Here is a 26182-nt window from a genome sequence, read left to right as displayed (position 1 = left end):
ATCACGGTGTCGCAGCAATTCGGAATGTATTCCGAGCAATACGCCAACGACTACTCGAAGGAACAGAACGAGCAGTTCACTGCTGCCTTTGATGCGATTACTCAGCAATTCGTTGCGGCAATGGCTGAGGGCTTGCCAGCTCGTGCCGAGTCAGTGCAGGAAGCAGTTCGAGCGCACTACGAGTTTTGTTCCCAATTCTGGAAGCCCACGCGCGAGGCATATAAGAACCTCGCCTTGAGCTACATCATGCCTTCGCCCTATCGGGACACCTATGAGGGCATCGCCGAAGGCTTAGGAAAGTATCACTACGACGCGATAGTGATCTGGGCAGATCAGAACCTTTAGGCGTTATACGCAGGGTTGAGAGCAATCAGCAAGATTGCCGTCCAGTGGCACATAAATGCGACCACGGTGAGTGTGTGGAAGATTTCGTGGAAGCCAAAAACTCCAGGAATGGGGTTGGGCTTCTTGAGTGCATAGATGATGGCACCGGCGGTGTAGGCAAGTCCACCGACCACAACGAGCACCATCATGGCGGCGTTGGCCTGGAACAGGTCAACGATGTACATCATCGCGGCCCAGCCCAAAAGGATGTACAGCGCAACATAGAGCCAGCGGGGTGCGTGCACCCAGAACACCCTAAAGAAGATGCCCAGAAGAGCACCGCTCCACACCATAAACAGCAGAGGAATACCTTTGCCAGGTGGCAGCGCCAGCACCGCCAAAGGCGTGTAAGTACCGGCAATGAGCAAGAAAATGTTGGCGTGATCAAAACGCTTGAGCATCACCTTGGTTTTCGGCTTCCAGTTGAAGCGGTGATAGAGCGCAGAAATACCAAAGAGCAACATCGAGGTTGCCATGAAGACTGCCGAGCTCCACTTTGCTGCAGGGCCGTGAGCTAGGACGATGAGCACAATTCCGGCGGCGATAGCCAGCGGGAAAGTGCCAGTGTGAATCCAGCCACGCCAGGAAGGTTTGACCTCAACGTGGGGGTGCGATTCGGCATCTTCAAGTAGCGGCAGGCTCATACTTGTTAGATTACGCCGTCACAATGTGACATTGCTGGGCGTAGCCGGTGATGCTGGCGGTCTTGTTTCGGTAAAGTCATGGGCGTGATGTCGCGCGCGAATAAGACAGGCCTGCTCTATGGCCTCTACCAAAAGCGTCTGCGTCGGGGGCTCAACAAGAACAATCTTCCGCACCACATCGGAATGATCGTGGATGGCAACCGACGTTGGGCCAGAGAGCGTTTCCTCGAGAACACGTCGCTGGGCCACCGGGCCGGTGCGCAGAAAGTGCCCGAGTTCTTGGTGTGGTGTGATGACCTCGGCATTGGCATGGTCACCCTCTACTTGCTTTCCACTGACAACCTCACCGGTCGTGATGCGGGTGAACTCACCGAGCTCTACGCCATCATCGGCGAGCTTGCCGAAGGTCTTTCTCACTTCCGCAACTGGAAGATCAACCACGTGGGCAAGGATGATGTGTTGCCCGCAGAGCTTCTGAGCACACTCCTGGCTGCAGAAGAGCGCACCAAGAACAACACCGGGCTTCACGTGAACCTTGCTATTGGGTATGGCGGGCGTGCAGAGATCGCTGATGCGGTCCGGAGCATCATTGCCGAACACCAAGATCATGGCGGCAACCTGGACGATCTCGCAGAGAAGCTCACCCCGGAGCTCATCAGTGATCATCTCTACACCGGCGGGTTGCCAGACCCTGATCTCGTCATCCGCACCTCGGGTGAACAGAGGCTGTCGGACTTCATGTTGTGGCAGAGCGCACACTCAGAGTTTTACTTCGTAGAGGCCCTCTACCCTGACTTGCGCGAGGTCGATTTCTTGCGTGCGATGCGTGACTATTCTCGCCGCGAGCGACGCTTCGGCGGCTAAGTTTTTCTCGGTCTGTGTCACGCAGATGACACTTAGATGAACTCAGGGCGTGTCGCACGGCAAGTGTGTCATCGCGGTCTTAGTTTCATGACATGAGCCCACAAAGCAGTGGCGCCAAGACTGGTCAATCCGGTCAGCGCCAGAAGTCCACTTCCTCATCCACAACCGAGCGTGTCTATGTCTTAGATACCTCGGTTTTGTTGTCTGACCCCCAGGCACTCTTCCGCTTTGCGGAGCATGCGGTGGTCATTCCTGTTGTGGTGATTAGTGAGCTCGAGAAAAAGCGTCACGATCCTGAGATTGGTTACTTCGCTCGACAGGCTTTGCGCATCCTGGATGACCTACGCATCAAGCACGAGCGTCTGGACTTCCCCATCCCTATCGGTGAGGGTGGTTCACTTCGTGTGGAGCTCAATCACTCCAACCAGGCAGTACTTCCTTCCGGCTTGCAACTCGGCGATAACGACAGCCGCATTCTTGCTGTGGCCATGAACCTGGCCAATGATGGACTCAACGTCACGGTGGTGTCTAAAGACCTACCTATGCGTGTGAAGGCATCTTCTATCGGTATGAGTGCGGAGGAATACCGTGCTGAGCTGGCCGTTGACAGCGGCTGGACGGGTATGGAAGAAATTTCTCTCAGTGCCGACGAGATGGCCATCCTCTATGAAGAGGAGTTCCTGCGTTCCTCACAGGTCAAGGACACCCCCATCAACACCGGCCTCGTGATTCACTCAGACCGCGGCTCTGCCTTAGGTCGCGTGATGGATAAGGGTGAGATCTCCCTGGTTCGTGGAGACCGTGACCTCTTTGGACTACATGGCCGCTCTGCCGAGCAGCGCCTGGCCATTGACATGCTGCTTGACCCCAGCATGGGAATCATCTCCCTAGGTGGTTCTGCTGGTACCGGTAAGTCGGCACTGGCACTGTGTGCTGGTCTTGAGGCCGTTCTGGAGCGACAGCAACACAAGAAGATCATTGTCTTCCGTCCGCTTTATGCAGTCGGAGGTCAAGAGCTTGGTTACCTTCCTGGGGATAAGGAAGAGAAGATGAATCCCTGGGGTCAAGCCATCTTTGACACCCTGGGAGCTCTCGTCTCCGACAACGTCATGAACGAGGTTGTTGATCGCGGCATTCTCGAAGTGCTTCCTCTGACCCACATTCGTGGCCGTTCACTCCACGATGCTTTCGTCATCGTGGATGAGGCGCAGTCTCTTGAGCGCAATGTGTTGCTGACGGTGCTCAGTCGTATTGGTCAGAACTCGCGCGTGATCTTGACGCACGATGTTGCCCAGCGGGATAACCTCCGAGTGGGTCGCCATGACGGTATTGCCAGCGTGATTGAAAGCCTGAAGGGGCAACCCCTCTTTGGTCACATCACCTTGACCCGTTCTGAGCGCTCCGCTATTGCGGCTCTTGTCACCGACCTCCTGGAGCGCCAGGAAGTCCTCTAGGCGCCACGCGAAAGCCCAAGGAGGAGAACACTCGTCGTCGGCTCACCCGCGGACTGTGGATAGCCCTCGCGCAGCGAGGGCTTTCTGCATTAGTCTCGCTGGCATGACACTGTGGCAGATGATTCCTGTGGCATATCTTGCCGTGGTGACGATTCCGCTGGTGCGCATTGATTGGAAGACCCACAAGCTTCCGAATTCCTGGGTCATGCCGGGATATGTTGCTCTTGTGATCTCGTGGGTGGGGCTGTGGGTGAGCTCGGGGGAGTATCCGCTGATTCCAGCACTTTCTGCTGCCGGGTATTTCACGTTCATGCTGATTCTGAGTTTCGGCGGGGGTATGGGCATGGGTGATGTGAAGCTCGCTGGTGTGCTCGGCGGTGCTGCCGGGTTAATCAGCGTTCCGGCAGCAATACTCTCGCCAGTGCTGGGGTTTATTTCCGGCGGTCTGGTCGCAGTGCTGGTTCTTGTGATGACGCTGGTGCAGAAGAAATTGCCCCTGTCGCAAGCATGGGCAGTAACGAAGCAAACCAAGATCCCTTTTGGCCCGATGATGTTGTTGGGTTTCTGGCTGGCCATGCTGCTGCCGCTTTTCGTTGAATGAAACGCTCCACTCTCAATAGACTTCACACAGGCACAGTCAACGAAGAGGTGAAGGTATGGGCGAAGCAGAACCCCGCGAAAGCGGTCAGTCTGTCACCTCGCGTGCTCTGAGTATTCTCGCTGCGTTTGAAAACACCACTGGGTCGCTCTCGGTCTCGCGTATTGCGCAGCGTGCACATCTCCCGCTGTCCACGACTTATCGCCTCATTGCTGAGTTGGAAGAGTGGGGTGGTCTTCGCCGAGGCTCTGACGGGAAGTATCAGATCGGTTTCCGTATTTGGGAATTGGGGCAAATGGCGGGCCGTCGCTTGCGCGACAGAGCCCACCCGTTCTTGCAAGACCTCTTTGATCTCGCTCACGAGAACGTGCACATGGCTATTCGTGAGGGTGTTCAGTCGCTTTATGTCGACAAGATTTATGGCACCAAGCACATGCCCAAGGTCACGCGCGTGGGAAGCCGTTTGCCTCTGCACGCCACTGCCGTGGGCCGCGTGCTCTTTGCCGCACAACCTGACTGGTTTGTGGATGCCTATCTCGAACGCGAATTAGAAGCACCCACGCCTAAGACCGTGACCGATCCGGTGGAGCTGCGCGCCATCGTGGAAGAGGTGCGTGCTCAGAACTACTCCATTACCTATGAACAAATGCGCCTGGACGCAATGAGCGTTGCTGTTCCTGTGGTGTTCAACAATCAGGTTGTTGCCGCCGTGGGCTTAGTCGTTGAATCTGCCCGAACCAGAGACACCAGCAGGCTGCTTCCGATGCTGCGCGGAACAGTGGAGCGGATCGAAAATTCCATGCGTGGTGGCATGGCAAACCTGCAGTAAATAGCCCGCTTCTTCTTCCATAAAATTCTCAGAATGACATTCTCATTCAGTGAGAAGTTTCTGTATACCGGCCTTGATTTCAGGTACAGGATGAGAACCAACGTATTCAAGGAGGAATAGGTTCATGCCTAACGCAACAGTTGATCAGGTCCACTTCAGCAAGGATTACCACGGATTCGTGCCCTTCAAGCTGACCGATCCTTTCCCCGCGTGCGAAGAGCTTCGTGCCGAAGCACCCGTCATGTGGGATGACCGCATCAACATGTTCGTTGTTTCCCGCTACGAAGACGTCAAGTACGTCTTCGAGAACTGGGAACTCTTCTCCTCCAAGGATGCACAAGCACCCATTCGTCCCCTCGGCGCATCTGCCAAGAAGGTCATGGCTGACGGAAACTTCACCACCTACTCAGGTCTTTCTGCTCGCATTCCGCCAGAGCACACCCGCATTCGCGCAGTAGCAACCAAGGCATTCACTCCTCGCCGCTACAAGGTTCTCGAGCCTTTCATTCGTGAGAACGCTGACCGTCTGATCAACGACATGAAGGCAAAGGGAAACTCTGGAGACATCCTGGTTGACCTCGCCTATGACCTGCCAACCCTGACCATCTTCGCGTTGATTGGTGTTCCCAACGACATGATTGAGCAGGTCAAGGAGTGGGCTGGTTCCCGCGCAACCCTGACCTGGGGCGACCTCAGCGATGAAGAGCAGGTTCCTCACGCACACAACATGGTTGCTTACTGGGACTTCTGCCAGAAGCTCGTGGCAGATGCCAAGGTGAACCCAGGAGACAACCTGGTTACCGACATGGTGAACCTGCAGGCAGCGGGCGAAGAAATCTCCGACCACGAGATTGCGTCCTTCCTCTACAGCCTTCTCTTCGCAGGTCACGAGACCACCACGACCCTGATCTCGAACTCCACCGTTCAGTTGATGTCTAACCCAGACGCATGGGAAGCCATCAAGGCAGATCCTGCGCTGATTCCTGGCGCTGTTGAAGAAGTACTGCGCACAGCAGGTTCGATCTTCTCCTGGCGTCGCACCGCTGAGGTAGACACCGAAATCAACGGTGTTGCTATTCCAAAGAACTCTCAGATCCTCGTACTTATGGGAAGCGCAAACCGTGACCCACAGATGTTCGAAAACCCCAACAAGTTCGATATCACCCGTGAGAACGCTCGTCAGCACCTTTCCTTCGGATTCGGTATTCACTACTGCATCGGAAACATGCTCGGAAAGCTGCAGACCAAGGTTGCTCTCGAAGAATTGGTCAAAAATGTGCCAACTATGCAATTCGCGCCCGGAACTGACATTGAGTTCGGAGACAACCTCTCCTTCCGCGTTCCTGTCGCAGTACCCGTCGTCTGGTAATCACCCCAACCTCAAAAGGAAACATGCAATGTCGCTGTACTCTTTCCCGTTCGATAGCACCGAGACTCCTCAGCACGAGCGTCTAGGTGGAAAGTGCACCTCGTTGGCCATCATGACCAGCGCAGGAATGCCTGTTCCTCCCGGATTCGCCGTCACCACGGATGCCTTTGACGCCGTGATGAACGACACCAAGTTGCACGCCCAGATCGAGGAACACCTCAAGGGCCTGGACTACAACAACCCTGCTGAGATTGACCGCCAGGCAGCTCTCATCCGTGAGCTCATCCTGACCCAGGAAGTTCCTGAAGCAGTTCGTCTCGAAGTTGTTGAGGCCTACCAGAACCTGATGAACCTGTGCGGTGGGGAAGTTCCTGTTGCTGTGCGCTCATCTGCAACAGCTGAAGACCTCCCAGATGCCAGCTTCGCAGGTCAGCAGGACACCTACCTATGGATCATTGGTGAGCACAACGTGATGCAGAAGGTTCGCGAGTGCTGGGCTTCTCTCTACACCGCACGTGCGATCAGCTACCGCGAAGCAAACAACATCCCGAGCGAAGGACTCTCCATCGCAGTGGCTATCCAGAAGATGGTGAACTCACGTTCGTCCGGTGTTGCCATGACTATTGATCCCACCACGGGAGATAAGACCAAGATCGTCATCGACTCCAGCTGGGGCCTCGGCGAAATGGTTGTTTCTGGAGAAGTAACCCCAGATAACTTCGTGGTCGACAAGGTCATGCTTTCTGTGGTCAACCGCATCATTTCTGACAAGCACGAAGAGCTCGTACCCAACGGACGTGGTGGTATTACCCGCCGCGAAGTTGATGAAGAGCGTCGTAACTCCCCGAGCCTGAGCGAAGAAGAAGTAGTCGCTGTCGCCAAGCTCGCCAAGGCAGCCGACAAGCACTACGGCTGCGTTCAAGACGTCGAATGGGCGATCGATGCCGATCTGCCCGCTGGCGCAAATGTTCTTCTGCTGCAATCTAGGCCCGAAACGGTCTGGTCGCAGAAGGAGACGCCGGTAGCAAGTCTTTCCGGCGGAGCTGGAATCGAGGCCATTACGCGCTCGCTTCTGAGTTCGTTGGAAAAAAACAAAAAGTAGTACTACTTACCCCACTCGAGTAAAACTAAGAAAAGAAAGGTCGTAGCAATGTCGCCACGTGCCGCAAAGAGCTTTCCTTCGCCATACTCTCTGAAGACACCCAAGGGTGCCGAAGGATGGCAGGATCTCTACCCTTATTACCTGGTTTTCCAGGACAACCAGCGCAAGGCAGAAGAAGCCAAGTTCTGGTTCTGTGACAGCCAGCACTGGCCTAACGTGTTCAAGCCCTTCGAGGTTATTGGTGTGGAGTTCGCTTCTCGCTGCCTCGGTGCTTACAACACTCGTCACTACATTGTTCCCCCTGCGAACGGTATCGACTTCCGTATCCACATGGGTTACAACTACTTCAGCCCCGTCGGTGTAGCTCCTGAGCTCATTCCTGACCGTGTTCCTCACTTCCTGGAGCGTGCTGGTCACTACTTCCAGAACTGGGGCGACTTGCTCGAGAACTGGAAGAAGAAGGTTCTCAAGAACATCGAAGAGATCGACGCGATCAACTTTGAAGCACTTCCAGACATGGTTCCACTCGAGGACATCAAGAACGGTGTGGGTATGGACCCCTCCGTCAAGATGTTCGAAGACTACGACCGACTGATCAACCTCGTCTACCGCAACTGGGAACACCACTTCGAGTTCCTCAACCTCGGTTACGTTGCTTACCTTGACTTCTTCATGTTCTGCAAGGAAGCATTCCCCGGAATTCCTGACCTTGCTATCGCGAAGATGGTTATGGGTGTGGACTCGGTTCTCTTCCGTCCAGATGACGAGCTCAAGGACCTCGCTGACCTCGCGGTCAAGCTGGGCCTGACCGCACAGTTCGCTGGTCACCAGAGTGCTGAGAAGACTCTCGCAGCTGTTGCTGCAGCTCCTAAGGGTGCTGAGTGGATTGCTGCATTCGAGAAGGCACAGGACCCTTGGTTCAACTACACCGTAGGTAACGGTTTCTACGGAACCGACGTCTACTGGCGTGACAACCTCGACCTGCCCGTTGGCTACATCGCTGACTACGTCGAGCGCGCAGCTAAGGGTGAACAGCTCCACCGCCCCAAGGATGCACTCATCGCAGAGCGCGACCGTATCGCTGGTGAATACGCTGAGGCACTTTCGGGTGAAGCAGCTGAAACCTTCCAGGGCAAGCTGGGTCTTGCTCGTGCGGTATACCCCTATGTAGAAGACCACAACTTCTACATCGAGCACTGGACCATGGGTGTGTTCTGGCGCAAGGTTCGTCAGCTCGGTCAGCTTCTTGCTGACCAGGGCTTCTGGGCTAACGCTGAGGACATCCTCTACATCGACCGCAACCGTGTTCGCGAAGTCCTCTTCGACTACGCAAGCGCATGGGCAGTGGGCACCGAGCCTATTGGTCCTTCGTACTGGCCTGCAGAAATTGCTCGCCGTGCAAAGATCATCAACGCTCTTGCTCAGAACCGTCCCGCTCCTGCATTCAACGAGCCTCCAGCAGAAATCAGTGAACCATTCACTGTCATGCTGTGGGGTATCACCACTGAGCAGGTTCAGCAGTGGCTTGGTGCCGACTCCGGCAACAAGAACGAGCTGAAGGGTATGGCCGCTTCTGGTGGTGTTGTTGAAGGTAAGGCTCGCGTTATCTTCAGCCCAGACCAGCTCGGTGAACTCGTTCAGGGTGAAATTCTGGTTGCTCCCGTTACTGCTCCTTCATGGGGTCCAGTATTCGGAAAGATCAGCGCAACAGTTACTGACATCGGTGGAATGATGTCTCACGCAGCTATCGTCTGCCGTGAGTACGGACTTCCTGCTGTGACCGGTACCGGTAGTGCATCAACCACCATTAAGACCGGTATGACGCTGCGCGTTGACGGTACTAATGGAACTGTTGAGATCCTCAAGAAGTAGCAACTTCCAGCAATGAAGCGTGTATCCCGTTCCCCGATCAATCACTTAGGTCGTGACGTCTCACACAAGATTCCCTTGTGGCAGAACGTCCCCGGCCTGGTGAAGATGGGGGAACGGGATGCGCGTATCTGGGAGCTTGCTACTCCCTATCTCCAGACTCGCGATAACGATGTACACACCCTGTACTCCTTCGGTATTGCGTCTCAGCTGGTGACGCGCATTCCTGAGGCGAACGAGCACATCGTGCTTCCCGCAATCATTTTGCACGACACCGGCTGGTCCACAGTCGAGGAAGCAATTGCTTTCCAGGCGATTGCTCCTGACCGTGACGGCAGCTACAACTGGGCTGTCTACCAGCACGAAAAAGAGGGCGCCCGCATTGCCCGTGAAATCCTGACTGAGATCGGATATGACGAAGCGGACATTAACGAAATCTGCGAAATCATTGACGGTCACGACACTCGTCTGACCTCACTGAGCATCAACGATTCCTGCGTCAAAGACGCAGACAAGATTTGGCGTGTGAGCTATCACGGTGTGGATGTGGCAATGCCACGATTTGGTTTAGACCGTGATGAGTCACTGCGCATCAATGCTTACCGTGCCTATGACGACCTATTCACAGATGAAGGAAAAGCAATGTCTCTAGCCTTCATCGCGATGGAAAGCATGGACATGAGTCCACAAATGAACGACATGCAAGAAAGAGGACGTGCCAATGTCACTACAACTGACTGGTAAGACGGTCATCATCACCGGTGCAGCCGGTGGTCTCGGCCGCGCATTTGCCTTGGGCTTTGCCAAGGAGGGTGCGAACCTCGTCATTGCTGATATGAATGCAGCAGGGGCCGCCGAAACCGTTGCGTTAGTTGAGGCGCAGGGCGCCAGTGCTATCGCCGTCTCGGTGAACGTGGCAGATAAGGCCAGCTGTGAGCAGATGGCAGAAGATGCCCTGGATGCTTTCGGTCGTATTGATGTTCTGGTCAACAACGCTGCGATCTATGCCACGCTCGAGCGCAGTGACTTCTGGGACATTGACCCCGATGAGTGGGACAAGGTCATGGCCGTCAACGTGAAGGGCCCCTGGCTTGCTTCTGCTGCCTGCTACAAGCACATGGATGGTGGCTCAATCATCAACATTGCTTCGGCAACCTTCTTCAGCGGTTCACCGCTGTGGATGCACTACGTCACCTCGAAGGGTGCACTGGTTGGTATGACCCGCGTTATGGCCCGCGAAGCAGGCGCCAAGAACGTCACCGTCAACGCGATTGCTCCAGGATTCACCCTCACCGAGGCAAGCCTGGCTCAGATCGATGACGCAGCCAACTACGGTGTGAGTAGTCGCTCCATTAAGCGCGCGAGCCAGCCCGAAGACATTGTGGGAACTGCCCTGTTCTTAGCTTCCAGCAATGCTGGCTACATCACGGGCCAAACCATCATCGTTGATGGTGGCAAGCAGTTCATCTAAACCATTTATCCCTTTTCATCCCTCCAAGAAAGAAAACTTATGCCACACGTCACCTACATCAGCCCCGACGGAACCGAAACCACTCTGGAAGCTCGCGTGGGCGACTCCGTGATGGAGACCGCAGTCAAGAACGGCGTTAAGGGAATTGTTGCCGAGTGTGGTGGCTCCTGCGCATGTGCAACCTGCCACGTTTACGTCGATGCAGCGTTCATTGACAAGTTCGACGAGATGGGTCCCCTTGAGGATGACATGCTCGATGGCACCGCTGCTGAGCGTCTTCCCGTTTCACGTCTGAGCTGCCAGCTCAAGATGCGTGAAGACCTCGACGGTCTTCGCATCAACATCGCACCAGAACAGTACTAATCATGACCGAGCACATCCTCATCGTTGGTGGCGGTCAAGCAGGTATGCAGATCGCTGTTTCGCTGCGCGAAGACGGCTTTGAGGGCTCGGTCACCATTGTGGGCGAAGAACACCACGGCCCTTACCAGCGCCCGCCGCTTTCCAAGGCTTATCTTGCGGGGGAAGCTGATGAAGAATCTCTGGAACTTCGTCTGCCCCAGTTCTATGTCGACAACAAGATTGTTGTGATTCCGTCGGAGAAGGTGGTGTCCCTTTCCTGGGGTGCTGAGCACGGTGTTGCTGTGACAGACACTGGCCGTGAACTTCCGTTCCACAAGCTTGCTCTCACCACCGGTGCTGACCCCAAGCGTCTCACCTGTGATGGTGCCGACCTCGACGGTGTGCTCTACATGCGAGGCCTCGATGACGCCAACGAGCTGAAGGCTCGCTGGGCAGACATCAACGACATTGTTGTTATTGGTGGCGGATTCATTGGCCTGGAAGTTGCTGCGGTGGCCCGCAAATACAACAAGAACGTCACCGTGGTGCACTCGCGTGATCGTTTGATGTCTCGCGCCGTGGGACCTGTTGTCAGTGACTTCTTCTTAGAGGCTCACACCAAGCGTGGTGCAAAGGTGTTGCTGGAGAAGCGACTGACCAAGCTCCACGGTGAAAACGGCACAGTTACCGGTGTTGAACTCCAAGATGGCAACGTCATCCCAGCCGATGCTGTGATGGTCGGTATTGGTGTTGCCCCTCGTGGCGAATTGGCCGACCAGCTGGGTCTTGAGCGTGCTGAGAACGGTGCCATTGTGGTGGATTCTCATGCTCGCACCTCAGATCCCCGTGTTGTGGCCTGCGGTGATGTTGCTTACCTGCCCCACCCACTCGGTGGTGAAGGTATGGTCATGCTCGAATCTGTTCAGAATGCGGTCGACCAGGCCAAGCTGGCAGCTAAGAGCCTGCTTGGTGGCGAAGAGGAATACCGCGCTGTTCCGTGGTTCTGGAGTGACCAGGCAGACCTCAAGCTCCAGATGGCAGGACTGCTCCAGGGCTACGACCAGCAGGTGGTTCGTGGAAACCTTGACGAAGACAAATTCAGCGTTCTGTATTACAAGAACGGTCGCATCATTGCTGTCGATGCCGTCAATGACGTGCTTGATTACATGGCGGTGCGCCGTGCGCTGACCGCCGGTCAAAACATCCCCGCAGACTTGGCAGCAGACTCTGCTGTCGCCTTGAAAACAATCGTGACGGACTAGCAAGGAAAAAGTAGATGGAATTTACTCACTCTCTTCAGGATGTTCCTACTCTGGGTAACGGTGCACTGCCTTCAGGGACCTATGCAAGCGTGGACAACATCTGGAAAGCTGTTGAGCCCTACACCCGCTCACGGATGAACGACATACACCTCCCTCTCACACTTCTCTTTGCTGAGTTCCTCCTAGACGCACACCCTGAAGCTGATCCTCAAGTTACCCGTGTTGCGGCAATGCTTCATGACGCAGGGTGGTCACGGGTTGATGAAAGCAAGATTCTGTCTGAAGGTTTCCGTAGCGAAAACTTCATGACCAGCGATGTCCGTGTTCAGCACGAGATTTTTGGTTGCGACATTGCCCGAGAGATCCTTCCTGGATGTGGTTATGACGATGAATTCATCAAGAAAGTCACCGACATCATTGACGGTCACGACACCCGTCCGGTCAGTCACAGTATCGAAGATTCCATCATGCGTGATGCTGACCGGCTTTGGCGTTTCAACCCTGTTGGGCTTGGCTTCTCCGCGGAATGGTTCGGGAAGACACCTCAGCAGATTCGACTCAAACTTGAGCAGGACATCATGCCCGAAATGATCACTCCTACAGGACGTGCGATGGCTGAAGCTGAGCTTCAGCACTCTATTCGTGTGCTCTGCCTCGACAATCTGTAATCACTAACGCCACACGCGTGAAAGAAGTAAAACAATGACTGCTTTAGAGATGTATACCGATGACCTGTTCATTGGTGGTCAGTGGGTCAAGTCTGGCTCCGGTGCATTCATCGACGTCACCGACCCCGCTACGGAAGAAATCTGGGCAAAGGTTCCTGCCGCAGACGAAGCAGACATCAACAAGGCAGTTGCTGCCGCTTCCGCAGCTTTCCGCGGCAAGGGCTGGCGCGACATCAGCGCCCACGAGCGTGCCAACTACATGCGCAAACTGGCAGATGAGTTTGAATCCCGTGCGGAAGCACTGGCCCAGATCATCACCAGTGAGAATGGAACCCCCATCTCGGAGACCCGCCTGGCGGCAGGTCACGGTGCAGGTTTGCTGCGTTACTACGCAGGTCTGGCCGACTTCGTCGAGAAGAAGGACTCTCGTCCCTACCCCGACCGTCCCGGTCACTACACCGAGGTTCACCGTCACCCCCGTGGTGTGTGTGCACTGATTGCGCCCTGGAACTATCCGGTTGCCTTGGTCATGATCAAACTCGCACCAGCACTCATTGCTGGGTGCACCGTCGTGATCAAGCCTGCCAGTGAAACTCCACTGGATCTGCGCATTCTGATGGAAGCATCAGTTGCTGCAGGGCTTCCTGAAGGTGTGATCAACCTAGTTACCTGCACCCGCCACACCGTGGGCGCACTCGTGGAGCACCCTGATGTTGCCAAGGTGGCCTTCACCGGCTCCACCGAAGTGGGTCGATTCCTTGCTGAACAGTGTGGTCGTTTACTCAAGCCCGTCACCCTCGAACTCGGTGGTAAGTCAGCTTCGATCGTGCTCGAAGATGCTGACCTGGAGTACTTCGGCAAGATGGTGACTCGCACCTCACTGCGTAATACTGGCCAGACCTGCTACAACGCCACCCGCATTCTTGCTCCCCGCTCACGCTATGACGAGGTTGTTGATGCAGTGGCCACTGCTGTGAAGAATTCTCAGCAGGGTGACCCCTTCAACGAGAGCACCGTCTTCGGACCTTCAGCTTCGAAGAAGCAATATGACACGGTGACCAACTACATCAAGATTGGTCAAGAAGAAGGTGCCTCAGTTGCTACTGGTGGCTCTGGTCGACCAGAGGGTCTTGACCGCGGTTACTTCGCCAAGCCCACCGTCTTCGCCAACGTGGATAACTCCATGCGCGTGGCTCAGGAAGAAATCTTTGGCCCTGTTCTTGTTGTGGTTCCTTATGAGAACGAACAGGACGCAGTTCGCATTGCGAACCAGTCCCCCTATGGTTTGGGTGGAAACATCTTCACCACCGATACAGATCACGGTGCTGAGCTAGCGGCACAGATCGAAACCGGTTCAATGGGTATCAACTTCTACGCATCCAACCTAGCCGCACCCTTTGGTGGCTGGAAGGATTCAGGCCTGGGTATGGAATACGGCCCTGAAGGCATCAATGCCTACACCCGCCTGCAGTCCATCCACCGCATTGGTGAACCCAAGTAATTCAACAAACGAATTAACACAGATGGCCTCTCCGAAATGGAGAGGCCATTACTGCTGTGAAGGTGTTTAGGAGGCGTCTGCCTCGGCAAAGAGCCCATTGAGTTCAGTCATGGACTCCACAATCAGCTCAGGCTGTATTGCGGGGTCTGCATTTGCTGCATCTTCGCGGGAGCTGGTGCCGGTGAGGACCAGGCCGGCAAGTGCTCCGCCCTTGCGGGCCATCGCGGATTCGAGCTTGATGTCATCACCTATGACCAAGATCTCTTCCTTAGGGGTTCCCAGGACGCGGCTGACCACATTCATGGAGTGCTGGGATGGCTTGCCTAAGATTTCGAAGTCTTTCTTACCGGTGACAAACATGAGACCGGAAGTGATGAAGCCGGAGACGCCCACGTTTAAACGCTCTGCCGAGGCAAACATGGGCGCATAGCTGGTGGTGTACAACTCAGCACCGTCGCGAATAGCTTCAGCTGCGAGCTGGATCTTGTCCTTGCCGAAGTTGGTGTCCCAACCGATCACCACAGCCACAGCGCCGTGCTTTGCACCAGCCATGGCAGCGGCGGTGTCCACCACGTTCACGCCGCGCTCGCGGAAGTCTTCGAGCATACCCTCGGCAGCAAAAACCAAGATGGGCTGGTCGCCATACTTCTCTTTCATGACCTCTGCGGCGACCACGGCAGGGGTGAATACGAGCTCGTCAGGAATATCAAAGCCGAGTTCACGCAGGTGGTGAGCAATCTCCTTGGGGCGCTGCGCGGTTCCGTTGGTAAACACGCAGTACGCGCGGCCAGTGTCTTCTGCCATTTTGATGGACTCAATGGCGCCCGGAAGCACGCTTCCGCCAGCGCCACTGGGGCCATCAGAGATGACCAAGCAGCCATCAATATCGAACATGATGCCCTTGGTTGCCTTGAGGCGGGGGAGCAGGCTTGCGTTGGTCATGAGTATTCCTAGTGCAGTGAGTTATCGAGAGAGAGAAACGGTGGCGCCATCGCGCTGGACGGACAGAGATTTCCAGGTGGGCAAGTTGTTGGCAGCATCAATGAATTCTTGAACAGAATTCACGGCACCTGAACCTGAGCCTAGGCGAGCTCCGGGACTCCACGCGGGAGCAGGAGCGGCATTGATGGCAATTTCTGCCTGGTCGTGAGGCATCACGATGCGCAGCAGAAGATCTTCTTCGCTGAGCTTCTTGCCAAACTTGCCGGTGTATTCGGCGTGAAGCTCTTCCAAGGAGCGTTCACGCTGAGCTGCCTTGAGCTCAGCAACACGAGGGTTATCTGCCACACGCTGCAAGATCTCGGGAAGGATCTCACCTTCAGGGCTACCAAAGTCGCCAATGACAAACTTCACAACCTCATCGGGAATGCGGCTGTAACGCTCTTGGCCACTCTTTTCGGCCAAGACATTCATCAGTGCCTGGCTGCCCACGAACTGGCTAAAGGGGGTCACCATAATGGGGTAGCCGAGGTCTGCGCGGACGCGACCAGCTTCCTCAATCACGGCAGGAAGCGCATCACTCATACCGATTTCGGCTAGCTGACGCTTGAGAGTCCCCATCATGCCGCCAGGAACCTGGTGGCTGTGGAAGCTGAGGTCATACTCGTTAGGAGTACCTGGCAGAAGCTTCTGCTTCTTAGCAAAATCCCACAGCAGTGCAGAACCTTCGGCAGCTGCGTCACGGTCTAGATCAACCTCAATACCTAGGGCGTCAAGGTTTGCCAGCACGTGTTCCAGGCTGGGCTGGGCAGTTCCATTCGAAAGCGGACCCATACCGGTGTGGAGAACGTCCACACCAAGCTCTGCGGCAACGAGGTACAGGTGTGGCGCAGCACCAGTTGTGCAGTGGCTGTGTAGTTCAAAGGTTTTCGTGCCCAGCGCTGCACGCATCTTGGGAACCAGTTCACGGGTGCGCTCAGCAGTGAGCAGACCACCAGGATCTTTCAAATAGACAGAGTCAATATCGGGGCAGTTCGCATAGGCAGTGGTTGCCGCCAGGAACTTCTCATCGGTGTGCACGGGGCTGGTGGTGTACACAACACCAGCGAGAACATCGGTGATGCCCTCTTCCTTGGCCCAGCCTGCAACCTTGATGGTCTGGGCAATGTCATTACCTGGCTCGGCAATCATGAGTCTGCTGAGGCCATGGCGAGCCATGACGCGCAACGACATCCGGTAGACAGACTCTTCTGCCTTCTCCCATGACATGAAGCGCATGCCGGTGGTGATGCACGAGAGGTGAGTGTTGGGTGCAGCAGCGCGCACGCGGCTGATGCGCTCCCAGGGGTTCTCGCCATGAAACTTGGTTCCCATCACCAGGTGAGTGGAGCTGGTGAAGTCCAGGGCGTGGAGGCCCATGCGCTCATAGATGGGAGCCATAGCCTCGGCCATGCCGGTGGTGATGCCGGTGGCAGCCCACAGGCTCTGATTGCCGTCACGAATACTCGTGTCCACAATCTTGATCGGCCCTTGGCGACGCTTCTGGCCCGTGAGAGTCATCTCAGACATTGCTATCTGCCTTTCGTTCTTCCCAGATCGGTCCAAACCAGCTGGTGGGGACTTCTCCGGCAATGAAATCTTCGTGCGAGAGCACATACTCGAGCATGGGCAGGGTGGTCTTCAGTCCTGCAATGGTGGTGTTTTGTGCCGCTGCGAGCGCTCCCGCTACAGCTGCCTTGCGGTCGTGGGCTCGAACAATGAGCTTGGCCATCAAGCTGTCGTAGTAGGGAGGGAAGCTGTAACCGGTCTCTACCTGAGTATCGATACGAATACCGGGACCCTTGGGCCAGCTCACTTCGGTGAGAACTCCTGAGTTGGGCATGAAGTTGTTGTCGGGGTCTTCGGAGTTGATACGCAGTTCAATCACGCTGGCAGGAGGAACAGGTCCCACCTGTGGCAATTCGGGATCCATGCCCAATGCCAAGCGAAGTTGGGCAGCTACTAGGTCAACGCCGAAGGCTTCTTCGGTGACGGGGTGCTCTACCTGAATACGGGCATTGACCTCGAGGAAGACCACATCTTCGCTCTGGGTATCGACCAAGAACTCGACGGTTCCAGCGCCTCGATACTTCAATGCCTCCACAAGGCGGCGTGAAGAGTCGTGCAGAATTTTGCGGCGAGATTGGCTCAAGCCAGGTGCTGGACATTCTTCAATGAGTTTTTGGTGGCGGCGCTGCACGGAGCAGTCGCGGTCGCCGAAGATCCAGGCGTTGCCTTCGCCATCGCCGAAGACCTGCACCTCAACGTGGCGAGCGCGGCCGTAGTAGCGCTCGAGGTAGAGAGCACCATTACCAAAGGCAACTTCTGCTTCTTGTGCTGCCTGTGGTGCGAGTTCTTCGAGTTCATCCAGGTTGGTGACGAGGCGAATACCGCGTCCGCCACCACCGTGAATAGCTTTGATGAGCAGTGGGAATCCCAGCTTCTCGCCGAGGGCGCGAACCTGTGAAGGGTCGTCGATTTCAACGCCTTGTGCAACGGGAACATCTGCCTCAATAGCTACCAGGCGAGCACTTCCCTTATCTCCCACAGCACGCAGGGTTTCAGGGCGGGGGCCAGCAAAAGCAATGCCTTCTTCTTCAAGAAGTTCACACAGTTTGGGCTGTTCACTCAAGAAGCCATAGCCCGGGTGAACGACGGCTGCGCCTGCGTTCACGGCGGCCTGGGCAACCTGCTCAGGTCGAAGGTAGGAAAGGTTTGCCTGGGCAGCGCCAATAACTATGACGCGGTCAGCTGCACGCGCTGCGGGAGAGTTGGCATCTGCCACGCTGGCAGCGAGAACGGGGGAGGCGCCAATACGGCGAGCTGCCGCAATGATACGCATGGCTATTTCGCCACGGTTTGCCACCAGGACGACTGGCTTGGTTGTTGTGGTCATGATCTGACTGCGGCCTAAGTTAGTTCAGGGTGATCTGAACTAGTGGCTGACCGAACTCAACAGCCTGAGCATCTTCGGCCAAGAATTCACCCAGCACACCAGCCTTACCTGCAACCACGGGGTTCATCAGTTTCATAATCTCGATGATGCCGATGGTGGTTTCGGCAGTGACGGTGTCTCCGGGCTTCACGAACTCATCAGCGCCAGGTGCTGGGCGGCGATAGAACACACCAATCATGGGAGCGTCAATGGTGTCACCTGTAACGACGGGAGCTGCCGGGGCTGCTGGCGCAGCAGCAGCAGAAGCTGCTGGGGCAACTACAGGTGCAGGTGCAGGTGCGGGTGCAGCGACAGGTGCGGCGGCAACGGGTGTTGCGTCGACGAAGTTCTCACTCTTTGAGAGTCGAACAGAGACATTTCCAAACTGAACGCTGGCGTTCTCGTAATCGCTGTTGTTGAGCTGTTCTACCAGATCAAGTAGTTCTTGCCAGCTAGGAGTTTCAGACATGGGGACCTCGTTATTTAGGTGGAGTCGACAGTGACATCACTTAAAACCTGACCTCAGTTTTCCCGTATCTATGCGCCTACGCAAGTTTCTTTTTCATTGAGTGAAAAACTTTCTTCCGCGGGGCATCTATCTGACCTAGAGTAAAAACACGATGTCCACCACGAGCTCTACTCCTCCCACACCCTCCAAGTCCGTCACGGCGAGGGCGTTGAGTGTGCTCGGAGCATTTAGTGCATTGACACCACGGCTTACCCTGAGCCAGATATCGCGAGCAACCGGGCTACCTGTTGCCACCGTGTTTCGTTTAGCCGGCGAGTTGGAAGAAGGCGGCTTCTTACAGCGAGACTCCTCCAACTACTACAGTCTGGGAATCAAGCTTTGGGAGATGGGTCTCCTCACTCCCGTGCATGGCCGCTTGCGTGAAATCGCGATGCCTTTTTTGCTCAACCTGCAATATGTCACCCACGAAACAGTGCAGCTTGCGGTCATTGACGGCCTGGACGCTGTATATGTGGAGAAGCTGACCAATGTGGTGGATGTTCCGGTTCAAAGCCGGATCGGTTCCAGGATCCCTCTGCACGCAACCGCGGTGGGCCAGGTTTTACTCGCATATTCTGATGCGGCACTCATCGATGAGGTAGTTGAGCTACCCCTTGCTGAATACACCCCAGACACCATTACCGGTAAGCGTGCACTTCTTCGTGAACTCTCCAACGTGAGAGACCGGGGCTATGCCTACTCCGCCAGTGAGTACCTCCCCGGCGCAGTTGCTATTGCCGCACCCGTATTTGTTGATGGCGCGATCGAGGCAGCCTGCGGTGTGGTCAACTACGACAATCGAGCAGATATTGAACAGTGCTATGCCGCACTTCAAGAAGCATGCCGGGGATTCTCTGCTCGGCTCAATGAACTCAAGGCAGCAGGTCAGAGCTTCTAAAGCTCACCTGTAATGAAAGGAACGTCAATGTCGACTGCGCTAGGAACTGAGCTTCGCCCAGCACTTCCACGCGATCAGTGGAACACCACCGAGATGGGTCGTTTCCTCGAGAAGATCGAGAACACATATGGCGTTCACTTCGAGAATTATGACCAGGCCTGGGCATGGTCTGTAGCAAACCTCGACGACTTCTGGCAGCAGATCTGGGATCACTTCGAGATCATCTCGCACGCACCCCACACCGCTGTCCTCGGCTCTCGCACGATGCCCGGAGCCCAGTGGTTCCCCGGTGCACGCATCAACTTTGCTGAGCACATTCATCGTGCACTGGTTGAGCACGCTGATGTACCCATCTTGATTAATCGGAGCCAGACCACCGGTTCTTCCGAATGGACCGGACAGCAGCTACTGGATGAAATTGCAGCACTGCGTACTGGACTGATTGCACAAGGAATTGGCGAGGGTGACCGGGTAGTGGGCTACCTGCCCAACATTCCCCAGACCGTGGCTCTCTACTTTGCCACCGCATCGTTGGGTGCCATCTGGTGCTCGGTACCACCTGAGATGGGGCCACAGAGTGTGCTCGATCGCATAGAGCAGCTCGACCCCAGTCTCATTGTTGCCATTGATGGCTACAAGTGGGGAGCAAAGTCGATTTCTCGTGCAGATGAGCTCGATCGTATTCGTGCAGCACTGCCAGCTATGAAGGCAGTTGTGTTGCCTTATCTCGATGCGGAGTGTGAGATTCCAGCAGGAGCTCTCTCTTATGCCGAGTTCACTAAGAACACTGCACCCATGGAGTTTGTCCCTGTTGCCTTTGAGTACCCTCTTGTGATTCTGTTCTCTTCTGGCACTACCGGTAAACCCAAGGCCATCGTGCACTGCCATGGTGGACTTTTGCTCGAGCACTACAAAGACATTTCACTCCAGTTCGACATCACTGACCGTGACCGCACGTTCTGGTATTCCACAACGGGCTGGATGGTGTGGACCCTCAGCGTCTCCTCGCTCCTGGTGGGCGCAGCCATGGTGCTCATGGATGGAGACCCTGGCTGGCCTGCGCTCGATGGTGAATGGTCGCAATGGGCAGTACTGGCAGAAACCAAGTCCACCTACCTCACCACCGGTTCTGCTTATCTTGCTGTCTGTGCCCACTCGGGACTGACCCCAGGAAAGACCTGGGATCTGTCACGCCTGCGTGAAATCCAATGCTCGGGTTCACCCCTGGCAGCAGATGTTGCCGGCTGGGTCTATGCCGAGGTTGGCCCAGATCTGATGTTGGCACCTGCTTCTGGTGGAACAGACATTTGTAGTGGATTCGTCTGTGGGTCACCGCTGAGCCCCGTCAACGCCGGTGAAATGGCGGTACGCCCGCTGGGCGCAGCTGTTTACAGCTGGGGCCCAGATGGACAGGAAGTCTCGGGAGAGCCAGGCGAGCTCGTCTGTGTTGCACCACTTCCCTCAATGCCTGCTTTCTTCTGGGGTGATGAGAACTTTGACCGCTACACCGCCAGCTACTTCGACACTTGGCCAGGAATCTGGCGTCACGGAGACTGGCTCATTCACACCGAACGCAACACCTGGGCCATCACCGGTCGAAGCGATGCCACGCTCAACCGCGGTGGTGTTCGCCTAGGAACTGCAGAGTTCTATGCCATCTTGGATCCCCGTCCAGAGTTGAAAGACTCACTCGTTCTTCACTTCGAAGATCCAGATGGCGGCATGGGTGTGCTTGCGCTGTTGGCTGTGGCCAATGGCGAGCTGGATAAAGAAGCGACAGAGAAAGCACTGAAGACCTTCATCCGCACCGAGCTTTCACCACGACACGTCCCCGACGTGATTATCTGGGTTCCTTCGGTGCCCAGAACCGCCACGGGCAAGCGTTTGGAGATCCCACTCAAGCGTTTGGTGCAGGGCATCAACACTGGAAACACTATTGATCGTGGAGTGCTGGTTCACCCTGAAGATCTTGATGGCATTGTTGCTGCACTGAAAGCAGTGCTTGCCTAAGAAAGAACACTGGCTAAGGTGAAAATATGACCATCCCTCAGATCTACGTCACCTCAGAAGTTCCCGCAGCCCAGCTTGCAGGAGCACAGAACGTACTCGTACTCGGTAATGCCCTGGGCACCGATATCCACCTGTGGGAGCGAGCAATGCCTGCGCTCGCCGCGCACTATTCCATCGTGCGCTTCGATATGCCAGGTCATGGAAAATCTCCCATACCCACCGAGTCTTACACTCTCGAAGAAGTAGCAGATGCGGTCGTCAAGGCACTGGATGAACTCGGTGTCTCACGCTTTGCCTATGCCGGAGTCTCGGTCGCCGGTGCCATTGCTCTTGAAATTGCTCACAAATACCCGGACCGTGTGACCCACTCGGTTGTGGTGTGTTCTGCCCCATATATGGGGGGCCCTGAAGGCTGGACCGAGCGCATTGCTCAGGTGCAAGCCAATGGCACAGCATCACTAGTTCCCTCACTGCCTTCACGCTGGTTCTCTGATGACTTCATCACCAAAGACCCAGGTGCAGTGAAGGCACTGCTGGATATGGTTGCCACCACTGATGACTCTTCCTATATCAAGACTTGTGAAGCATTGGGCACCTATGACGCACGACCCTTCTTGAAAGACATCACCGTGCCTGTGCTGGTGATCTCAGGAGAAATCGACCCAGGATCTCCACCAGCAGCAGGCGCCATCATCAAGGACGGTGTTCCAGGGGCACAGCAGGTCATCATCTCTGGCGCATCCCACCAAGCAGTGGTGGAAGCTCCTCTTGAGGTGGCTAAAGCCATCACCGCCTTCGTGGGGAAGTAACTCACTCGTTCCAATAAGGTTGAGGAATGGTTTCTGCAGAAATTTCTCGTTCCTGGCTGCTTGTCAACGGTGCAAAGACAGAAGACTTTGACTCCGCTTTTGCTTCCAAAGCAGACCAGATTGTCCTCGACATTGAAGATGCCGTTGACCCCACGCAGAAAAGTGTTGCCCGCGACGAGGTTGCCAAGTGGCTAGAAACTAAGCAGGCCTGGGTTCGCATCAACGACCGTTCCTCCGACTTCTGGTCAGACGACATTGACCAGCTCCGCGATGTTCCAGGACTCTTGGGCGTCATGCTCGCCAAGACTGAAGATGGCTCTCACGTCACCGAAACCTTTGACCGCCTCGGCGGAAAGACCCGTGTGCTGGCACTGGTTGAATCAGCGCTCGGTATTGAAGAAGCACGAGAGATTGCTTGCGCTCGCGGCGCATTTCGCCTGGCCTTCGGCAGTGGCGACTACCGCCGCGACACCGGAACCAGCGTTGAAGACATCGCCATGGCCTATCCTCGCTCACGCCTGGTTGTTGCCAGCCGTATTGGCAATATCCCTGGTCCTATTGATGGTCCAACGGTGGGAACCAGCTATGGAATCTTGCGTGAAAAGTCCGAGCACGCCGTTGCTTTGGGCATGACCGGAAAGCTGTGTCTTCATCACGACCAGATCCCGGTCATTAACGAAGCCATTAGCCCCACTCAGTCCGATGTTGCCTGGGCTAGGAGCTTCCTGGCGGACTTCGAAGCACGCGGACGTGTCGTCCGCGATGGTTCCGACCTGCCCCGTTTGGGTCGTGCAGAAAAGATCGAGAAGTTGGCAGTTGCCTTCGGCATCAACCCTTCCTAATTACTTTCCTGAAGACTTTTTCTCAGTGACTTTCTCATAGAAGGCCAGCAGGTTGGGCACCAACAGGTACACAGCCAGCGGCACGATGATGATGGTCAGAATAAAGGCCTTCAGCACGGGGTGAAGTGGGCCGAGTGCAGGACCTAAGAACGTCAGTCCAAGTGCAACCAAGGGAAAAATCACAATCCACGTTGCGAAAGCTCGGATGTGAACGGAAACGGGTTTCTTCGGGTGCGCCATCTTTCTAGGCTAGCTCTTATATTTCTCTCAGCTGGTTCATAAGAAGCCTGGGTAGCGTGAAAGCACAACATCCCCTTATTGGAGAATTCAATGGCTAAGTCCACCCCCACAAACTTTGATCCAGCAGAAGAGTCAAAAGCTCCACAGGCAGCTGCAGCTAAGACTGCCGCACCCAAGTCCTCGGCAGCTGCAGCTGGTGAACACACCACCTACCCCGGTCAGACTCTCGGTATTGTCGCGCTGGTCCTTGCTTTCTTCCTGCCCATTCCCGCATTAGCGCTGGGTATCATCGCGTGGGTGTGGTCCTCTAAGGCAGGCAAGAACAACGTTCTTGCCAAGGTTGCTGTTGGTGTCAGCGGTGCCTTTGCCGTGATTGGTATCTTCCTCTTTGGTCTGTGGCTCGCATTCGCAGGTGCTGTTTTTGGTGGCTTTGACCGCGGTCACGATGACGTTCGCTTCGGCGGTGGCACAGTTCAGATCATGCCCGGCCAGCCTGGCGTCGGTGGCATGCAGATGCCAGGTGACATGGACGACATGATGCGCGGCCTCGAAGGTGACGTCAAGGGTATGCAGGGTGGCCACATGATGCCCTCTCCAACCGACCTGCCTTCGGCAACAGCAACAACTAACTAGTTCTCCTCAAAGACGAAGACCCCTGGCCGATGGCCAGGGGTTCTTTCGTTAACTGCTCTGGTTACCGCCTACCCTAGAGATATGACTCACCACACCCACAAGCCAGTGATGGCTGCGTGGGTGGCAATATTGCTCGCCGTTGTTGCCGGTGTTCTGCGCACAAGCCAAGCACGCATCAACGGTGCACTAGCTGTTGAGATCCAGGATGCTTTCCTCTCGGGTGTGATTTCCTTCGGCTCAGGTTTCTTGATCCTGTTGCTGATTTTCTCCTTCAACAAGAAGGGCAAGGAAGGGTGGCGCAAGCTCATCGCTGCGCTGCGCTCGGGGGGAATTTCTAAGTGGTTCACCCTCGCTGGGAGCGCTGGTGCTGCATATGTGCTCTCGCAAACCCTGGTGGTGGGAATCACGGGCGTTGCCCTTTACACCGTGGCATTTGTTGCGGGTTTGTCCATGGGCGGTTTGTTCTTGGATCTGTGGGGTATTGGACCTGCCGGCAAGAAGCCATTGTCCGTGAACCGCGTGGGCGGTGCTGCGTTGGGTATTGCTGCGGTGGCACTGTCTCTGGTTGGGCATTCGATGGCAGCCTCAGCTTTGCTTCCTCTGCTGTTACCACTGGTGTGTGGCGTCATGGTGGCGTGGCAAGATGCCGCAAACGGTCGCATGACCGTGATTGCGGGCACGCCACTGACGTCCACCTTCCTCAACTTCATGGTGGGAACCGGCGTGCTGTTGATTGTCGCCATGTTCAACTCGTTCTCTGTGGGGCTACCCTCTTCTTTGCCTAGCCAGCCTTATTTCTATTTAGGCGGTGCCATCGGCGTCATCTTTATTGGGATCACGGCTGTTGTGGTGCGGGAGATTGGTGTTCTTCTGATGGGGCTGGGCTCTATCGCCGGGCAGCTGTTGATGGCTCTGATTCTGGACTTTTTCTTCCCCAGTGCGCAGACCACCGGACTCATGATCTTGCTGGGTGCTTGCTTGGCATTTGTTGCCGCTGCCTGGGCCGCTTGGCCCAAGCGCAGGATGCATGCGCACGTCGCTACCGAACCACCTCAGGGATAATGAAGTTATGAGCTATGAATACGGTCTCGATGTAGAGAACCTGGTTGCCATCGATATGCACGTCCACATTGAAGTGGACTCACACGGGCACGCCTCGCTGCCTCAGAAGCTCATCGATGCCGCTACTTCCTACTTCCGCTCTGAGCCAGCTCGTCCGACTCTGGATGAGATTGCTGACTACTACCGGGAGCGCAAGATGGCTGCCGTGGTGTTCACCGTGGATGCAGAAACTGCTCTGGGTCACAACCCGATTGACAGCTGTGAAATTGCAGCAGGTGCTGCCAAGAACAACGACGTGCTCATTCCCTTTGGTTCAGTTGATCCCCTCCAGCCCAAGAAGGCAGCCGAGAGTGCCAAGAAGCTCATTGGCGATGCCGGAGTGAAGGGCTTTAAGTTCCACCCCACCGTGCAGAACTTTGCTCCCCATGACGAGGCAGTGTTCCCCATCTATGAGGTGCTGCAAGAAGCAGGAGTCCCTGCCCTGTTCCACACTGGCCAAACCGGTATTGGCGCAGGAACTCCCGGTGGCAGCGGTATGAAGATCGGGCTGTCTAACCCCATTCACTTAGATGAGGTTGCTGCACGCTTTCCTGAACTGCAGATCATCATGGCCCACCCCTCTGTGCCCTGGCAGGATGAAGCAATCGCGGTTGCCACCCACAAAGCCAACACCTGGATAGATCTCTCGGGATGGTCACCTAAGTACTTCCCTGAAGCACTGGTTCGCCAGGCAAACTCACTCCTGCGAAACAAGGTTTTGTTTGGTTCTGACTACCCGCTGCTCACCCCAGATCGCTGGATGAGTGACTTCGAGAATGCACCCTTCAAGGACGAGGTTCGTCCGTTGATTATGAGAGAGAACGCACTGCGTTTATTAGGACTGAGTTAGATTTCTCTCACAAGTTCGAGG

27 protein-coding genes are annotated in these 26182 nt (G+C 55.6%); 21 read left to right on the top strand and 6 right to left on the bottom strand.

Translation table 11 applies throughout. The features are described 5' to 3' along the window. Positions 1-6 precede the first annotated feature (6 nt). Positions 7-345 (top strand): TipAS antibiotic-recognition domain-containing protein, encoded by a 339-nt coding sequence (locus M2120_RS04095; protein WP_280797446.1) that lies wholly within the window; start codon positions 7-9, stop codon positions 343-345. Here M2120_RS04095 and trhA read toward each other — a convergent pair. After that, positions 342-1028 carry a PAQR family membrane homeostasis protein TrhA gene (gene trhA, locus M2120_RS04090; protein ID WP_280797445.1) on the bottom strand — a complete coding sequence of 229 codons (687 nt, stop codon included), beginning with the start codon at positions 1026-1028 and terminating at the stop codon, positions 342-344. The genes M2120_RS04095 and trhA overlap by 4 nt on opposite strands. 87 nt (positions 1029-1115) lie before the next feature. Here trhA and M2120_RS04085 point away from each other — a divergent pair, with 87 nt between their 5' ends. From M2120_RS04085 to M2120_RS04025, 13 genes are all read left to right on the top strand, one after another. Then, positions 1116-1892: an isoprenyl transferase gene (locus M2120_RS04085; RefSeq protein ID WP_280797444.1), complete on the top strand. Its 777-nt coding sequence runs from the start codon at positions 1116-1118 to the stop codon at positions 1890-1892. A gap of 92 nt (positions 1893-1984) precedes the next feature. Next, positions 1985-3346, top strand: a complete 1362-nt coding sequence (locus M2120_RS04080; protein WP_280797443.1) for a PhoH family protein — start codon at positions 1985-1987, stop codon at positions 3344-3346. A 103-nt stretch (positions 3347-3449) separates the two neighbouring features. Beyond that, entirely contained in the window at positions 3450-3947 is a 498-nt protein-coding gene (locus M2120_RS04075; protein WP_280797442.1) for a prepilin peptidase, read from the top strand. Between the two features lie 55 nt (positions 3948-4002). Next, positions 4003-4773 (top strand): IclR family transcriptional regulator, encoded by a 771-nt coding sequence (locus tag M2120_RS04070; protein WP_280797441.1) that lies wholly within the window; start codon positions 4003-4005, stop codon positions 4771-4773. A gap of 124 nt (positions 4774-4897) precedes the next feature. Beyond that, entirely contained in the window at positions 4898-6142 is a 1245-nt protein-coding gene (locus tag M2120_RS04065; protein WP_280797439.1) for a cytochrome P450, read from the top strand. 28 nt (positions 6143-6170) lie between these two features. Beyond that, positions 6171-7244: a PEP/pyruvate-binding domain-containing protein gene (locus tag M2120_RS04060; protein WP_280797438.1), complete on the top strand. Its 1074-nt coding sequence runs from the start codon at positions 6171-6173 to the stop codon at positions 7242-7244. Positions 7245-7292: 48 nt separating this feature from the next. Continuing rightward, the gene (locus M2120_RS04055) at positions 7293-9116 is read left to right on the top strand and encodes a PEP-utilizing enzyme (protein ID WP_280797437.1); all 1824 of its coding nucleotides are present in this window, start codon (positions 7293-7295) and stop codon (positions 9114-9116) included. Positions 9117-9128: 12 nt separating this feature from the next. Then, positions 9129-9857, top strand: a complete 729-nt coding sequence (locus M2120_RS04050; protein WP_280797436.1) for an HD domain-containing protein — start codon at positions 9129-9131, stop codon at positions 9855-9857. Continuing rightward, positions 9835-10584, top strand: a complete 750-nt coding sequence (locus tag M2120_RS04045; RefSeq protein ID WP_280797435.1) for an SDR family NAD(P)-dependent oxidoreductase — start codon at positions 9835-9837, stop codon at positions 10582-10584. Before M2120_RS04050 ends, M2120_RS04045 begins: the two co-directional genes overlap by 23 nt. Before the next feature lie 39 nt (positions 10585-10623). Continuing rightward, positions 10624-10947: a 2Fe-2S iron-sulfur cluster-binding protein gene (locus tag M2120_RS04040; protein ID WP_280797434.1), complete on the top strand. Its 324-nt coding sequence runs from the start codon at positions 10624-10626 to the stop codon at positions 10945-10947. 2 nt (positions 10948-10949) lie between these two features. After that, complete coding sequence (locus M2120_RS04035) at positions 10950-12188, top strand: NAD(P)/FAD-dependent oxidoreductase (protein WP_280797433.1); 1239 nt, start codon at positions 10950-10952, stop codon at positions 12186-12188. A gap of 14 nt (positions 12189-12202) precedes the next feature. After that, the gene (locus tag M2120_RS04030) at positions 12203-12856 is read left to right on the top strand and encodes an HD domain-containing protein (protein WP_280797432.1); all 654 of its coding nucleotides are present in this window, start codon (positions 12203-12205) and stop codon (positions 12854-12856) included. 34 nt (positions 12857-12890) lie between these two features. Next, on the top strand, positions 12891-14357 hold the full coding sequence (locus M2120_RS04025; RefSeq protein WP_280797431.1) for an aldehyde dehydrogenase: 1467 nt from the start codon (positions 12891-12893) through the stop codon (positions 14355-14357). A gap of 66 nt (positions 14358-14423) precedes the next feature. Here the strand turns inward: M2120_RS04025 and M2120_RS04020 are convergent, their stop codons facing one another. The 4 genes from M2120_RS04020 to accB are packed head-to-tail and all read right to left on the bottom strand — an operon-like array spanning position 14424 to position 18739. Next, positions 14424-15299, bottom strand: a complete 876-nt coding sequence (locus M2120_RS04020) for an HAD-IIA family hydrolase (protein WP_280797430.1) — start codon at positions 15297-15299, stop codon at positions 14424-14426. Between the two features lie 21 nt (positions 15300-15320). Continuing rightward, on the bottom strand, positions 15321-16865 hold the full coding sequence (locus M2120_RS04015; RefSeq protein ID WP_280797429.1) for a pyruvate/oxaloacetate carboxyltransferase: 1545 nt from the start codon (positions 16863-16865) through the stop codon (positions 15321-15323). Then, on the bottom strand, positions 16858-18231 hold the full coding sequence (locus M2120_RS04010) for a biotin carboxylase N-terminal domain-containing protein (protein ID WP_280797428.1): 1374 nt from the start codon (positions 18229-18231) through the stop codon (positions 16858-16860). Before M2120_RS04010 ends, M2120_RS04015 begins: the two co-directional genes overlap by 8 nt. A gap of 19 nt (positions 18232-18250) precedes the next feature. Continuing rightward, the gene (accB, locus tag M2120_RS04005; RefSeq protein WP_280797427.1) at positions 18251-18739 is read right to left on the bottom strand and encodes an acetyl-CoA carboxylase biotin carboxyl carrier protein; all 489 of its coding nucleotides are present in this window, start codon (positions 18737-18739) and stop codon (positions 18251-18253) included. A 151-nt stretch (positions 18740-18890) separates the two neighbouring features. Here accB and M2120_RS04000 point away from each other — a divergent pair, with 151 nt between their 5' ends. From M2120_RS04000 to M2120_RS03985, 4 genes are read left to right on the top strand one after another with little or no spacing between them, the layout of a single operon-like run. Further along, positions 18891-19676 (top strand): IclR family transcriptional regulator, encoded by a 786-nt coding sequence (locus tag M2120_RS04000; RefSeq protein ID WP_280797426.1) that lies wholly within the window; start codon positions 18891-18893, stop codon positions 19674-19676. Between the two features lie 27 nt (positions 19677-19703). Then, positions 19704-21686 (top strand): acetoacetate--CoA ligase, encoded by a 1983-nt coding sequence (locus M2120_RS03995; RefSeq protein ID WP_280797425.1) that lies wholly within the window; start codon positions 19704-19706, stop codon positions 21684-21686. Positions 21687-21712: 26 nt separating this feature from the next. Next, entirely contained in the window at positions 21713-22495 is a 783-nt protein-coding gene (locus tag M2120_RS03990; RefSeq protein WP_280797424.1) for an alpha/beta fold hydrolase, read from the top strand. A 26-nt stretch (positions 22496-22521) separates the two neighbouring features. Next, the gene (locus M2120_RS03985) at positions 22522-23337 is read left to right on the top strand and encodes an HpcH/HpaI aldolase/citrate lyase family protein (RefSeq protein ID WP_280797423.1); all 816 of its coding nucleotides are present in this window, start codon (positions 22522-22524) and stop codon (positions 23335-23337) included. Here the strand turns inward: M2120_RS03985 and M2120_RS03980 are convergent, their stop codons facing one another. Beyond that, complete coding sequence (locus M2120_RS03980) at positions 23338-23577, bottom strand: hypothetical protein (protein WP_280797422.1); 240 nt, start codon at positions 23575-23577, stop codon at positions 23338-23340. A 90-nt stretch (positions 23578-23667) separates the two neighbouring features. Here M2120_RS03980 and M2120_RS03975 point away from each other — a divergent pair, with 90 nt between their 5' ends. From M2120_RS03975 to M2120_RS03965, 3 genes are all read left to right on the top strand, one after another. Beyond that, entirely contained in the window at positions 23668-24210 is a 543-nt protein-coding gene (locus tag M2120_RS03975) for a hypothetical protein (protein WP_280797421.1), read from the top strand. A gap of 81 nt (positions 24211-24291) precedes the next feature. Then, entirely contained in the window at positions 24292-25272 is a 981-nt protein-coding gene (locus tag M2120_RS03970; RefSeq protein WP_280797420.1) for a DMT family transporter, read from the top strand. A gap of 7 nt (positions 25273-25279) precedes the next feature. Further along, positions 25280-26161, top strand: coding sequence for an amidohydrolase family protein (locus M2120_RS03965; protein WP_280797419.1), 882 nt, complete (start codon positions 25280-25282; stop codon positions 26159-26161). Positions 26162-26182: the final 21 nt, after the last annotated feature.

This window comes from Aurantimicrobium minutum (assembly GCF_029893825.1).
Classification (GTDB): Bacteria; Actinomycetota; Actinomycetes; order Actinomycetales; family Microbacteriaceae; genus Aurantimicrobium; species Aurantimicrobium minutum_C.
This window is presented reverse-complemented; position numbering and strand designations above follow the sequence as displayed.